We start from the raw sequence: 14310 nt of genomic DNA, 5'->3' as shown, positions 1-14310 counted from the left end.
AACTCTCGAAAATGCAAAACGCTATTAACAACCTTCTACAAGGTATCGATACCGTTATTATAAGAGTTAGCAGCTTCACCGTTTCAAAAGAATGGTACATGGAAAAGCTGGGCTTTAGTGTATTGTTTGAGGATGCAAACATGCAACTAGCAGTCTTAGATACCCAAAGTGGTGTAAGCCTTACAATTTGGGGCACTCAACAAGCTATCGTAGTAAATAAAGACACAGCCAGCTACCCTATTTTTAAAACACCTGATGCCGCTGCACTACGCCAGGAATTGGTCAACAGAGGTGTGAAAGCAGATGAAATTATCGAGGATGCTTACACCAAGTATTTTATGTTTTACGACCCAGACGGGAATGTATTGGAAGCTTGTCAGGTACATGATTGATATTAGTTCACTTCATACTCATTCCTACTGCAATAAAAACCCCCTTCTGTCAGAAGGGGTTTTTATTGTGCCCAAGACTGGATTCGAACCAGCACGCCGTTTTACCAGCACTACCACCTCAAAGTAGCGTGTCTACCAATTTCACCACCTGGGCAACCAACTCGATTAAAGTATTAAGAACTTTGGGAGCGCAAATTTAATAAAAAAGATGATTTTTCAGCAGCAAAATGTTTTTTCTAATACATCATTCCTTAGCGGGTTTACACCTACTAATCATCCAACTTCAGTACTGCCAAGAAAGCTTCCTGGGGCACCTCCACATTTCCTATCTGACGCATCCGCTTTTTACCTTCTTTCTGCTTTTCCAACAGCTTCCGCTTACGGCTGATATCTCCACCGTAACATTTAGCGGTTACATCTTTCCGTAATGCAGAAATATTTTCCCGGGCTACAATCTTAGCGCCAATGGCCGCCTGAATTGCAATCTGGAACTGCTGACGCGGTAATAACTCTTTCAATTTCTCGCAAAGCTTGCGTCCGAACTCTTGCGCACGACTACGGTGAATCAACGCACTCAGTGCATCTACTTTGTCACCATTCAGCAGAATATCCATTTTCACAATATCACTCTCTCTGTATCCTAGTGGATGATAATCGAATGATGCATAACCGCGAGTCTGTGATTTTAGTTTATCGTAAAAGTCAAATACTATCTCTGTCAACGGCATTTCAAACACCAGCTCTACACGGGTGGGTGTCAGGTAATTTTGATTTACCAGAATGCCGCGCTTGCCCAAACATAGCGTCATAATATTACCGATATACTCGGGCTTGGTAATGATTTGCGCTTTAATATAGGGCTCCTCGATCCGATCGGTTTTCACTGGATCAGGAAACTCCGACGGGTTATTTACCACAATGGTTTCGCCCTTGGTAGTATATGCTAGGAAGCTTACGTTAGGAACAGTAGTGATCACCGTCTGATTGAACTCTCGCTCCAAGCGCTCCTGTATAATTTCCATGTGCAGCATGCCGAGAAAGCCGCATCTGAAACCGAAACCTAACGCCTGCGAAGTTTCTACTTCAAAAGTGAGAGAAGCGTCATTAAGTTGCAGCTTATCCATGCAGTCGCGCAATTCCTCAAAATCATCAGTATTCACAGGATAAATCCCGGCAAATACCATCGGTTTTACCTCTTCAAAACCTTTAATAGCTTCGGGGTTGGGATTATTGGCCATTGTAATGGTATCCCCCACCTTCACTTCCTTAGCGTTTTTAATACCGGTAATGATATACCCCACATCGCCGGCCTTTATCTCTTTTTTCTCGGTCATCTTGAGCTTCAGAATACCCACTTCATCCGCTTCATATTCCTGACCGGTACTAACGAACTTAATTTTATCACCCTTTCGTATAATTCCGTTCATCACACGGAAATACACGATAATGCCGCGAAAACTGTTAAATACACTATCAAAAATCAGTGCTTGGAGCGGTGCATTTTCATCGCCCTCGGGAGGTGGAATTCTTTGCACAATAGCTTCCAGAATTTCATCAACCCCCTGCCCGGTTCGTCCACTCGCCAGCAAAATATCTTCAGGCTTACAGCCGATAAGATCAATAATCTGATCCTTTACCTCTTCGATCATGGCACCGTCCATATCGATCTTATTGATTACGGGAATAATCTCCAGATCGTTATCAATAGCCAGATAGAGGTTGCTGATAGTCTGCGCTTGAATACCCTGAGTAGCATCTACCAACAATAAGGCGCCCTCACAGGCTGCCAGTGCACGGCTCACCTCATAGCTGAAGTCTACGTGGCCGGGCGTATCGATCAGATTCAACACATAATCCTCACCTGCTTTCGACCGATAGTTAATTTGGATGGCATGACTTTTAATAGTAATACCTTTCTCCCGCTCTAGATCCATGTCGTCCAAAACCTGATCCATCATTTCACGGTCGCTAACAGTATTGGTAGACTGCAATAAACGATCGGCCAAGGTACTTTTACCATGGTCAATATGGGCAATTATGCAAAAATTTCTAATATGCTTCATATACTATAATCCCGCAGGGCGTGCAAAGGTAACAAGAATTTATGATGTATAAGGTAAGATATTCAGATTGTTATTAATTGAAATCGGAACTAAAAAATCATCAAAAAATAGGACAACAATTACCTTATGCTCGGTTATACGTCAGAATCAGCAAAAATCTCCGCATAACCGATTGCTGATGGCTAATTTTTCTCTACTTTACGCCCCATTTTTAAAGCAAGCTTATGCAGTATTTTGAAGGATCGGCTATTACACATATTTGTTTACATCGAGTAGGAAATCAGGTAGAAAGTGAGTTTTTGACTCTATCCAAAAAAGAGCTGGCATTGACTCCGGAAGTAAAAGAGTTATTGGTCAAGTACTTTTTAACACCGTTCAAATCGGAGGAATATTTTCAGTTTACGAGCGAAGGCCATATTAGCAACAATGAAGTGTGGAAATCCGTTTGTGCCATTTTTGACAAGCCCGAACAAACATTGGCACAGTCAAAGCTGCTGGCACAACACCTTTATAATCAAAGCAGCCATCCTAATATCAAAGGAGGCGATTTTTTTGTAGTATATTTTAAGGAAGGATTGCTTAATGGAGACACGGTAGATGCAGTGGGCCTTTTCAAATCGGAAAATAAAGAACCATTCCTCAAAGTTTCTCCTATTGAAGATAATTTTGAGGTGGATAGTGAAAAAGGTATTAATATCAGCAAATTAGATAAAGGATGCATGATTTATAATATTGATAGAGAAAATGGTTTTGTGATTTCGATTGTAGACGGAAAAGGTAAATCGGCCGAAGCCCGTTATTGGACAGACGCATTTTTGAAAGTGGAACAGCGCAAGGATCAATACTTTAATACCGAAAGCACGATGACCCTTTACAAGTCATATGTAATAGAGCATTTACCAGAAGAATACAATGTTACCAAGGCCGATCAGGCCGATTTGCTGAACCGCAGCCTGAATTTTTTCAAAGAGAAACAGCATTTCGATCAGGAAACCTTTAATAATGAAGTGTTATTTCATCAGGAATATATCGAAAGCTTCAATCGTTATAAACAGCACTATGAAGCGGAGAAAGCAATCAGCATTGAAGATAGCTTCTCCATATCGCCAGCAGCAGTAAAACGGCAACAGCGTCATTATAAAAGTGTGATAAAGCTGGACAAAAATTTTCACATTTACATTCACGGCGACCGTAGCAAAATTGAGCACGGCGAAGATGAAAAAGGAAGATTTTATAAGCTTTACTTCAACAATGAGGAGTAATTCATATCAACCATAATAATAAAGCCCGAAGCAGTAGTTTTACTTCTTCGGGCTTTTCATTGAGAAAAACCTAGGCTGTTATTCCATAATTTCTTCCAAGTGAGCCAACTTTCCATCTACCGTCATTCCTTCAATCACCACGCGGAAGGCATCAGTAACATCATTATTGTAGAAAGACAACACAATTTGCTTGGTATTCGGGTTTACCGTTACGTTCGGGTTCCAATATAAAGTAGTACGCACATCCCTCTCGGCTCCGGGATCTTCCTCTGGGCGTAGATAACGAGGAGAATAAAACTCACGAATTTGCGTATATCCAAATACTTTGCTGTTAGGAATACCCTGACTCTCACTCCTAGCCTCATCTCCTCTTCGGGTATAAATGGCTATAGCCCCGTTTCCTCCATTAAATCCGCCCATGAACGGAGGTCTGAAGGCTTTAATATAAGCCACATCATTAATGTTGATGGATGAAAGCATTTGTACATCGGTAGGAACTTCATCCAAATACAACTGCGGCGCACCACCTCGCCAGCTTAAACTAGCATTAGAGCCTTGTCCGCTTATTTGTAATCCGGCCACTTTTCCCTGCAGATAAGTGAAGATATCGCCCACCTTTCCAAAGGGATCGTTTAATACATCAAATTGGATAGCATCACCCCCGCTAAACAATCCCGTAGCATATTTTTCATCCAATAGCTCCACGGAGGATTTTGTTCTAGCTTTCACCGTCACAGCTTCCAGCTCTTTATATTTTGTCTTCTGAACATTCTCACTATGTTCCAGAGCCAGCATCAGGTGACGGGCCAATCCAGTAGTATCGGGAAAAATTTCATCGGCATAATTCTTACCTACAGGAGGCACACGCAATTTATTGGGGAAAAACTGTATGGTTGCACCTTCTAAACTCTTATCCTGAAATTGATAGTAAATCTGGGCAGTATCAAATAAAACAACAGAAGGATCGTCAAATGTTCCGTTGCGATTTATAGGCACCAAATACATCTGATTTTCCTTGTCTTTCTGTTTTACGATCATCATGGCCATCGCACCATCCCCCAAAGAACCCGGAACAAAACCTTGCACAATACCCGAAAGCGTCATATACGATGTATCCCTCGGATAAACGATGTTAGGCAATTCTCCTTTCGTTACCTGCTGCCAGTTGATTCTGCGCCAACCATTGGTTAACATTACCAAATCCAGATGCTGTTGTTTTACAAGTGAAGGATCCTTAAAATAATAAGCCGGATTATAAACCTTACCCTTTAGTTCGCTGGTTAACATCAATGTAGAAAGAATATTTTCAGTGGTATCGGCATCAATGTTCAAATCAGTCACCGATACAGATAAGGAAGAAGCTATATTTTCCGGCACCGTAATTTTTATTTCATCTCTTGCACGGTAACTCAACCCCCAACGTTGTACTTCCATTTCGGGTTTGAAAATATAGGGAGCATGATTATCGATATAAGTAATACGCTCGGTTAAAGCATTCCAGTTTTTATCAAAAACCGTAATGGTGAGTACACCATACGGAAGGTTTTCAATGGGAACCACACCCACTATTTCCGATTGGGTAGATTTAGCGATATTGAACACTACATGCTGAAACATGGTACCTACGATGTACACACTGTCCATCCGAGAGGCGAGATCAGAAGAAAGATTTACCTTGAAGCTCCTGCGCCCCTCGCTTACTGCCACCTGAATATTGGCACCAGTAGTCTTTACGGCTGGCAAAGGCGTCGTGTAAGTATTATTTTGTTCATCTTTCCACTTGGCTGTAAAGCTAGCGCCGGCTGGAGGCGTAAGCATCACAAACCCCATACCGTCGTGTATTATGCGCAGGCTGTCAATGGTCTTCCCATCAGCACCGGTTACAACACCTTTGATTTTAACGGGTCGCCCCCATTGATCACGGGCTTTAAAGGCTACCTTATTTAATACACCGGCAATAATATCCCCCCCTTCGGGAAAGAATTCCAACACAGGCTTCACCACTATTTGCTGAGGGGTTTTGGTAACATCCTTCTGGATAATATTAATGGTCTTCTTATAAAGAAAAGAAGAGTCGAAATTGAGCATCCAACGCGTATACGCTCTTACCGCTATGAATTTTCCTTTATAATCCTCGGGAATATCAAACTGACCGTTTGTAAGCCCATTGACGAGAGGTGCTACTGTATGATGTAGTACCTGCCCCTTATCATCAATCCAGTCGACATAAAAGTTCTTACTTTCTGTTGCCGGGGCCAGCTCATTCAACACATATGCCTTAAACCAGATGGTTTCTCCCGGAAAATAAGAGGACTTATCGTAATGCAGATATGCCCGCTCTGCACTATAGGCTGCGGCATAATTTTCAATTTTGGAAACGATATCCTGCGCGCGTAAAGAAAAATTACACAATAATATCCATGCGAATACAAAAAAACAGGGCTTTTGTACGATGCGTTGCTTCATAGAATCTCGAAAATTAAAACCTGAATCGCTTACAAAAAAAGCTTTTTTATAATTGACGGTAATTTTATGATTTTTTTAGCTATCAGACAACTATTGTGCCTGTTTAAACTTTTATTGGAGTGAACTTCACCCGTTTATATTTCGCTAAAGCCTTTGATAAGATTATCTTTGTTGGATTGAGCAATGCTTTTGTTTGCGATATATCTCTTTACCATCATAAATTTTGCGTTATGAAAAAGCTTTGGGCCATTTCATTCGTGTTTACAACTAGTACAGCCGTTGCACAGGTAAATGATAGTACTCAACAGGAAATGAATTTAAGAGACAAGGTATTGAATGAAATCCAACATGTTTTCCAGCAGAAAACAAGATCGATTGATTCCACTGTAATATCTTTGGATCAGCGACTATCGATGTTGGATAAGTCCATAGCAGCCTCAAAAGATGTAAAAGATAAGGCCGATAAACTGGCCGAACGTCTACAGGCGATTGAAGAAAAACAAAAAGCCATCGAAGCAAATGAGCTCAATCTTTTTCAGGCCAATTATCAGTCGGCATTGGTGAACCTCGTATCCATGGATAGAGAAATCAAGCCGCTGATGCTGTTCAACTCTACGAAAGCATTCTTCAACTCACTGAGTGAAACGGGCAATCCCATGAATTACGACGGTTATACCAAATGGTATAATCAATATGCAGCATTTGTAAAGGAGAAAAAAGCTGAAAGCCCTGTATTGACGGTCACTAATAATCTGCTGAACTTTGCGGGTAATTTTACCAAAGGCGCTCCCGTAACCGGCCCCATCACTTCGGCACTTTTCTCAAGCATGACATCCTATATCGACAATTTAGGGAAAAAGGAAAAAGCCCTAAAAGCGCAAAGTGAAGAGATGCTAACCCTTACCATGAAGATCAGTCAGTTTAATTACGATAATGAACGCATCGAAACCGAGTGGGAAGCCATTACTACCGAACTACAAGATTTGCAAAAGAAATTTGACAAAACACTAAAAGAAAATCTAGCAATTCTAAAAATAACTCCTGCCGACTTTGAAGCCAAATTTTCGAAAGAAAACGATGCCGAAAAACGCTATCAATACCTCACCATGCTGCGCGACAAAGCAGCACAGTTTGTGGCAACAGAACGTGATCAGAATCCTAAAGAATGGAGACAAAAGGCGTATATACAGATGAACGATGTACAATCGCTGAAGCAGCGTTTTGGTCAGGTTACATTTCGCATCAGTCAAAATCTTTTAAAGTACAAAGAGCTATTTGAAAAATATAAAAATGATCCACAGCTGGGCAGCCGTATTCGCGATCTGGAGATTAAGATGAAAGAGCTGCAGGAGTCGTTCGACAAGACCTTTGATCCGTTGGAATATATAAATTCAGCAAATAGAATGTATAAAGTTTAAGGAGGATATCCCGCATATCATTTTTCATTACACCCATAGCCTTTTACTACAATGGCTATATTTGTCTCGAATTTGAAGTACTATGAGAGCTACAAAGTTGTTTAAGGAATTTGTAGAAAGCGAAAGATCCGGTGGTTTGATATTGATAGCTTGTACTATCATTTCGTTGACCATAGCCAACTCCTCTTTCCATGACAGTTATCATCACTTTTGGAATACCAAAATTGGAGAAGGCTCCATTGAGCATTGGGTCAATGATGGTTTGATGACGATTTTCTTTCTGCTCATCGGCCTGGAACTGGAAAGAGAAATTTACATAGGAGAACTTTCTAAAATAAAAAATGCTTTACTGCCGGTTTTTGCGGCATTAGGAGGCATGCTCATTCCGGCGGCTTTGTATTTGTCGCTGAACATAGGAAGCATCACCCAATCTGGAGCCGGTATTCCCATGGCTACAGATATCGCCTTTGCACTAGGAATACTATCGCTACTGGGTAATCGGGTACCTCTATCACTCAAAGTATTTCTGACTGCACTAGCCGTAATTGATGATTTGGGAGCGATACTCGTAATTGCTATTTTCTATACCAAAGACCTGCTATGGTCCAATCTTTTAATAGCGTTGGGAATATGGACGGTGTTGCTCATCCTAAACCGCCTAAAAGTGCGAAATCTAATTCCCTATTTGATTGGCGGCGTATTCATGTGGTGGTACATGCTGCATAGTGGTGTACACGCCACCATTACCGGCGTACTGCTGGCATTTGCCATACCCTTCGGCAATGGTGATAAACGTTCCACTTCATACATCTTGCAAAAATTCTTGCATGTACCCGTCGCCTTCATCATATTACCTATTTTTGCCTTAGCTAATACGGCTATTACCGTACACTCTTCTTTTAGCAGTTTATTGAATGAGCATTATGCTTTAGGAATTGCATTAGGACTTATTCTTGGTAAGCCAATAGGAATATTTCTATTCTCTTTCGCCACAGTAAAAATGGGCATATGCAGGCTTCCACGTGATATTAACTGGAAGCTGATAAACGGTGTGGGCTTTCTTGGAGGAATAGGTTTTACGATGTCCATATTCATTACCCTCTTGGCTTTTGAAGATGCAGAAATCATCAACAATGCCAAACTGATGATTTTGATATCTTCTTTAATTGCAGGAATTATAGGTTTTATTGCATTAAAGATATTTCTCGGGCAGCGACACAAAAAGTACAGCGCCACTAGCTAATTTTCCTCTACAAAGCGACGACCATATTTGTCCACAAGCCGGTTATAAGCTTCGGCCGCAGCGCCATTACCCCAGTCGTAAATGGTAAATTCGCCAATGCCCAAGCCGGCATCATTAGTCACCCCGTCATGCCCGTAATTTTCCATCATAAAACCATAATCTTTCTCTCCGAAGAATGGCCATCGCGCCTGCCATTGCTTCATGGTAGAAGGATTAAGGGGTGTATACATCATGGTAAAAGAAGCACGCAACGCTGCTAATCCACGTTGTATATATTGCTTGTTCTTCTGTACTTTTCCGTACTCAATAATCAATCCAGCAAAAAGACTTTGCCTAGAGTCGTTCCATTCGGCATCAGCATTCATTACACCAAATCCTCCCAGACTCCGTATCGCTATAAAAGGCGGTTGCCATATAGCCTGAGCCATCAACAGTTCATCTAGTGTACGTTGGCCCCATCGGAGATATTCCTTCTTACGAGTTAATTTATATAGCTCCAATAAAGCCTCCGCAGTCCAATAAATACAAAAAGTATTTTGCTTGAACATATTGTTGCGCGCTACCTTCTTACCTACCCACTTATCACTTCCTACACGACTGCACGACCAGTATGTTTCAAAATCTTCCCATTGCCCTTGTGGGATTATCTTAGTAATTACCGCCTTCATTGCTCTTTCTGCAGCCTGCAGATAACGTACATCACCCGTAGCCTTATACATGGCGGATAAAAATGTTACTGAAACGCTAGTTTCTGGAGACTGTTGTAGGTGCTCCATCGGTTGTAATGTTTCTAGATTCATCCATGCAGGGAAAAAGCCTTCGGCATCCTGAAGTTGAATTAAAGCATCTGCATAATTTTTTGCATACGATAATAGCCGGTGGTCTTGTTCAAGCTCATTATACCATACCAGCATCCAATAAGCTGTAAAGCTCATGTCGGCAATATGATAAGGAGATAAGCGTGCATCCCAAGTATAGGGATTACGATTAGAATTGCCAAAGTAGCGAGTGTCCCAGCTTTTGGAACGATTAACCTTTTTACCATCTATTTCTACCTGCTCCATCTCTACAGCAATAACGCTTTTAAACAGACCATTGGTTTGCGGGAAAGCTAATGCCAGTTCTTTGGTCATTAATGCATATTGCTTTAAGGTGTCATTATGTGTTCGTAGCGCATATCGATATAATCCCTGTGCGGAGCGTAGGGAGTTAAACCAAGCCTGATTCCATATTGAACGAAATTCACGCTCATTCACTTGTCCGGGATAATTGGGGCTTTGTGTGGTATTCACAATAAATACCGGAGCTCCCACCCTTTTACCATTCAAATCAAATTCCTGCCATACTGCATCTCTCCAGTTTTTAAACGCCCACTCATAAGTATGCTTCACATAAGGCTCCATACTCTTTTGGTGCAAAGGTTCCCCTACTTTATATAAAGGCTCGCCCCATTGGGTCCACATAAAATTTATCGTACGATGAAATGGATTATGAATAGCAGCCGCCTTATCGGATACCAATAGATAAAAACCTATAACCATTTCGCCTGACGGGATCGTCATCCCAATTTCCCTTTCATACAATACATGATCAGTAATTTTGGATTTACCCAGTCCCAACATCAGACGATTATCTCTGGCATTGAGGTCCATCATCCAGGGAAGACTGTTCTTTTTAATCAAATCTAAATCCGGAATGAGAGAAAAGGTATAACTGTTATCAGCAACAATCAACGCCGGTGCCCGAAATACATGTTGTGGAATAATATGATTATCTGTAGGTGTTAAATGGGGTGCCCAATGAAAATTAGGCTGAAAAGCTGGAATCACCGTCACTTCTACAGCATTCTGCTGCACGCTGGCAGAAAGGTTCCAACGTACACGCCCATAATACAGATCCTTAGATAATCTTTTAAAATCTATTTCAGCTACAGCTTCTCCAATTTTTGAAGCGCTTACTGAAGCAACAAATCGCTTAAGCCCCGAGGGGATATCCGATTTTTGCTGGGCAAGCAAAGTATATGGAATCAAAAAAACAATAACAAGTATTCTAAACACTTTTAAGTACATGCGCGTAGTGATAATATCATAGATAGAATTAGACATGGCAAAGGCTTATTTTCAGTATCCTGAAAATGAAATATGAATAAATAATACAGCCTATAGGTTACTACCTAAAAAAAGTATAAACCATCCTAAGACGGTTGAATTATTAGATTGTGGATTATGCCAATACCTTATACCCCTTTATTGCATAATACAGTATAAACAGGAAAAGCGGAATAGGCACCAAAAAACCTGCAGCCATACCGTAAGTATCTGCTACCAAACCCATTATTGGGGGAAATACGGCACCTCCTGCCACAGCCATCACAAGGAAAGATGCCCCTTGCTTAGTTTTTGTTCCCAACCCTTTAATAGCTAGCGCAAAAATAGTAGGGAACATAATTGACATAAAGAAGAAAACACCATATAATGCGATCAAAGAAGTCCAACCCAATTTAGCAGACACTATAGGCAATAACACACTCACTGCAAGTGCATATAGTGCTAATAATTTTGTAGGCTTCACATATTTCATCATCGCACTACCTGATATCCGTCCGATCATAAATAATGCAAATCCAATGGACAAAAAATACGGCCCATATTTTACATCAAAGCGTGGATGCATATCATGATCGGTAACGAAGTTTATCAGATAGCTGAATACCCCTGTTTGCGCCGCCACATAACATGCTTGAGCAATAAAGCCCAACTTAAAATGCCGATTTTGCCACAGTGGCTTTTTGCTCACATAACGGGGATTGGAAGGATCATTGATATCGGCGTCTGTCTCTGCAGCAGGTACTGCCGAAATACCATGTCCTCCTCCATGAGCTGCCAGCTCGTCCTCTTCTGTAATTTCAGGCAACTTCAATCTCATGAAAATAAAAGCCACCAGCAACACAGCTAGGCCTATCAGTGCAAAGGGCAATACGATCGACATCATTTTTTCACCCTCAACATGACTTTGATTACCGTAAACATACAACGCAATCAATGGCCCTACCACCCATGCTAAACCATTAAATGATTGGGAGAAGTTAATACGACGCTCTGCTGTTTCGGGCGGTCCTAATTTGGTTGTATAAGGGTTCGCTGCTGTTTCCAATGTAGTAAGTCCCGAACCGATAATTAAAAGGCACAATAAAAAAAGCACAAAAGACTGTGCAGGTGCTGTAGCTGCAGCCAATAATGCTCCAAAAGCAAAAAGAAGCAACCCAAAAATCACCCCTTTCTTATATCCGTACTTCTTCATGAACAAACCCGCAGGAATGGCCATCCCAAAGTAAGCCCCGTATAATGAAAACTGAATAAAACTAGATTGCCATTTTTTCAGATGCAGCATGTCCTGAAAGTTCTTGTCCAGTGTATCCAACAAACCATGGGCTACACCCCACAAAAAGAACAAAGAACTAATGGCAGCAAACGGGGCGGCGTAATTAATACCGTCCTTTACAAACAGTGATTGTTTTTTCATTGACATATTTAAAAATCGTTTTGATATTGAGGGGCAGTAAAATACAGATTTCTTGGCTAATATCACTTTTGAATTTATAATGATACAAGCTACTTCCAAGCCCTCAGATAATTTGCCTACTTATACAAAGGTCCATATACAGAACAAGCTCTATAGTCCGATCCCTCAGGATCCATACCAAATGCACCCCATGCAGAAGGCCTGAAAATACGTCCCTCATCTACATTGTGCATAGCCACAGGAATACGAAGCATAGAGGCAAGTGTGATCAACTGATCACCAATATGACCATAACTAATAGCGCCGTGATTCGCACCCCAATTAGCCATTACAGAATATACATCTTTAAATGGCCCTTTACCAGTAGTATTAGGTACAAACCATGTGGTAGGCCATATAGGATCTGTACGTCTGTTCAATATATCATGTACATGCTTGGGCAAGTCAATGGTATAACCTTCTGCAATTTGCAGCACTGGCCCTAGGCCTTTTATCAAATTCAAACGACACATAGTAACCGGCATACCACCTCTGGTTAAAAAAGTAGATGAAAAACCTCCACCACGCATGTAATCACGATTGGAAGGGCTCCATTCTGTAGCGTCTAGACAAGCTTTCACCTCTTTTTGTGTAATTTCCCAGAAAGGTTTCATTACCGGTTTACCCTCTTTGGACTGCCGGCCTGTACCATCCAGTGAAGCCGAACCCGAGTTTATTAAATGAATAAACCCTTCTGCTGCTATACCATCGGGTCTCCACCCTGTCACGCGCTCTGTAGCATCCGGACTCCAATAGGTACGTACATCAGCAAAAATCTGTGCTGTATTGGTGAGCAAATAATTAAACAGCATAGAAACCCCGTTATAACAATCATTTTCGGTTGCTACTATATATGGATTACGAATGCCGTTCCAATCGAATGAAGAATTCAACAAAGCCTCGGAAAAATCACCATCCGGTAAGAAATCGGTCCACTGACGTTGCCCTTGGAATCCGGAAACAATAGCGTTATGACCTAATGCTTCCTCTTCATATCCCATCTTAGCCAGCTTTGGATTTCCGACCATCAGGTCTCGGATAATCATAGTCATCTTCACAACAAACTCCCAGTCTTTATCCTTTTCACGGCGTGATTTTACCTTTTCTTTTCTATTCAGATCTTTTCCTTCTTTACAATATTTCTTTACCCATACCATCGCGCGCTTGAACTCATCATGATCATAAATACCCAACTGAATCCTACGTAATACTTCTGTGGAATCTACATATTCATTGCGCATACCCAGATAATCCTGGAAAAACTGGGGATCTACGATAGAGCCAGCAATTCCCATGGACACAGAACCTATGGCCAGATAGGACTTCCCGCGCATGATAGCAACAGCGAGCCCTGCTCTTGCAAAATTCAATAGTTTAGCTTCCACATCTGCAGGGATTGTAGTATCACCCATATCCTGCACATCTTTTCCATATATACCAAAACAAGGAAGTCCTTTTTGATTATGTGCTGCCAGTGTGGCTGCAAGATAAACAGCACCCGGACGCTCCGTACCATTAAATCCCCATATTGCTTTAGGTATATAAGGATTCATGTCCATTGTTTCTGAACCATAACACCAGCAAGGCGTTACCGATAAAGAAACACCCACGTTATTGGCCTCAAATTTTTCCGCACACGCTGCAGCTTCTTTTACACCTCCAATGGTAGTATCGGCAATCACACATTCTACGGGAGTACCATCAGGATATCTGAGCTCACGGGTATATAATTCGGCCACGGACTTTGCCATAGCCATAGTAGTCGCCTCTAGCGATTCTCTAATACCTCCTAAACGTCCATCAATAATAGGACGAATACCAATTCTCGGATATTTGTTATTCTGTAACTTTTGCTTTTTCGCCATTAGTTTTCAAAAATTAATTGGTTAACACACTTTATAGAAA

9 protein-coding genes and 1 tRNA gene are annotated in these 14310 nt (G+C 41.3%); 4 read left to right on the top strand and 6 right to left on the bottom strand.

Features of this window, described 5'->3' with window-relative positions:
- Window positions 1-11: 11 nt before the first annotated feature.
- Window positions 12-392, top strand: coding sequence for a VOC family protein (locus tag PIECOFPK_RS08925; RefSeq protein WP_330975478.1), 381 nt, complete (start codon window positions 12-14; stop codon window positions 390-392).
- A gap of 68 nt (window positions 393-460) precedes the next feature.
- Here the strand turns inward: PIECOFPK_RS08925 and PIECOFPK_RS08920 are convergent.
- Both PIECOFPK_RS08920 and lepA read right to left on the bottom strand, forming a co-directional pair.
- A tRNA-Leu gene (locus PIECOFPK_RS08920) sits at window positions 461-546 on the bottom strand.
- A 115-nt stretch (window positions 547-661) separates the two neighbouring features.
- Entirely contained in the window at window positions 662-2455 is a 1794-nt protein-coding gene (gene lepA, locus PIECOFPK_RS08915) for a translation elongation factor 4 (RefSeq protein WP_409965644.1), read from the bottom strand.
- A gap of 224 nt (window positions 2456-2679) precedes the next feature.
- Between lepA and PIECOFPK_RS08910 the strand changes: the two genes are divergently transcribed.
- Complete coding sequence (locus PIECOFPK_RS08910; protein WP_409965643.1) at window positions 2680-3717, top strand: nucleoid-associated protein; 1038 nt, start codon at window positions 2680-2682, stop codon at window positions 3715-3717.
- A gap of 78 nt (window positions 3718-3795) precedes the next feature.
- Here the strand turns inward: PIECOFPK_RS08910 and PIECOFPK_RS08905 are convergent, their stop codons facing one another.
- Window positions 3796-6183, bottom strand: a complete 2388-nt coding sequence (locus PIECOFPK_RS08905) for a hypothetical protein (RefSeq protein ID WP_330975481.1) — start codon at window positions 6181-6183, stop codon at window positions 3796-3798.
- A 230-nt stretch (window positions 6184-6413) separates the two neighbouring features.
- Between PIECOFPK_RS08905 and PIECOFPK_RS08900 the strand changes: the two genes are divergently transcribed.
- Together PIECOFPK_RS08900 and nhaA are read left to right on the top strand one after the other, a co-directional pair.
- Window positions 6414-7601, top strand: a complete 1188-nt coding sequence (locus tag PIECOFPK_RS08900; protein ID WP_330975482.1) for a hypothetical protein — start codon at window positions 6414-6416, stop codon at window positions 7599-7601.
- Window positions 7602-7683: 82 nt separating this feature from the next.
- Complete coding sequence (gene nhaA, locus PIECOFPK_RS08895) at window positions 7684-8844, top strand: Na+/H+ antiporter NhaA (RefSeq protein ID WP_330975483.1); 1161 nt, start codon at window positions 7684-7686, stop codon at window positions 8842-8844.
- Here the strand turns inward: nhaA and PIECOFPK_RS08890 are convergent.
- The 3 genes from PIECOFPK_RS08890 to PIECOFPK_RS08880 form a co-directional block, all read right to left on the bottom strand.
- Complete coding sequence (locus PIECOFPK_RS08890; protein WP_409965642.1) at window positions 8841-10949, bottom strand: hypothetical protein; 2109 nt, start codon at window positions 10947-10949, stop codon at window positions 8841-8843. The two genes, nhaA and PIECOFPK_RS08890, sit on opposite strands and share 4 nt — an antisense overlap.
- 118 nt (window positions 10950-11067) lie before the next feature.
- On the bottom strand, window positions 11068-12366 hold the full coding sequence (locus tag PIECOFPK_RS08885; RefSeq protein WP_330975485.1) for a sugar MFS transporter: 1299 nt from the start codon (window positions 12364-12366) through the stop codon (window positions 11068-11070).
- 116 nt (window positions 12367-12482) lie between these two features.
- Window positions 12483-14270 (bottom strand): L-fucose isomerase, encoded by a 1788-nt coding sequence (locus tag PIECOFPK_RS08880; RefSeq protein WP_409965641.1) that lies wholly within the window; start codon window positions 14268-14270, stop codon window positions 12483-12485.
- Window positions 14271-14310: the final 40 nt, after the last annotated feature.

It is taken from the genome of Chitinophagaceae bacterium C216 (genome assembly GCA_028485475.2).
In the GTDB taxonomy this organism is placed as follows: domain Bacteria; phylum Bacteroidota; class Bacteroidia; order Chitinophagales; family Chitinophagaceae; genus Niabella; species Niabella composti.
Note: the sequence above shows the minus strand (reverse complement) of the source record. Positions and strands in the feature narration are given on the sequence as shown.

Bases quoted from the DNA above. Each gene is read 5' to 3' on its own strand.
- PIECOFPK_RS08885 (WP_330975485.1), bottom strand. From the start codon at position 12,366: ATGAAAAAACAATCACTGTTTGTAAAGGACGGTATTAATTACGCCGCC.
- PIECOFPK_RS08910 (WP_409965643.1), top strand. From the start codon at position 2,680: ATGCAGTATTTTGAAGGATCGGCTATTACACATATTTGTTTACATCGA.
- PIECOFPK_RS08925 (WP_330975478.1), top strand. From the start codon at position 12: ATGCAAAACGCTATTAACAACCTTCTACAAGGTATCGATACCGTTATT.
- PIECOFPK_RS08905 (WP_330975481.1), bottom strand. From the start codon at position 6,183: ATGAAGCAACGCATCGTACAAAAGCCCTGTTTTTTTGTATTCGCATGG.
- PIECOFPK_RS08900 (WP_330975482.1), top strand. From the start codon at position 6,414: ATGAAAAAGCTTTGGGCCATTTCATTCGTGTTTACAACTAGTACAGCC.
- lepA (WP_409965644.1), bottom strand. From the start codon at position 2,455: ATGAAGCATATTAGAAATTTTTGCATAATTGCCCATATTGACCATGGT.
- PIECOFPK_RS08890 (WP_409965642.1), bottom strand. From the start codon at position 10,949: ATGTCTAATTCTATCTATGATATTATCACTACGCGCATGTACTTAAAA.
- nhaA (WP_330975483.1), top strand. From the start codon at position 7,684: ATGAGAGCTACAAAGTTGTTTAAGGAATTTGTAGAAAGCGAAAGATCC.
- PIECOFPK_RS08880 (WP_409965641.1), bottom strand. From the start codon at position 14,270: ATGGCGAAAAAGCAAAAGTTACAGAATAACAAATATCCGAGAATTGGT.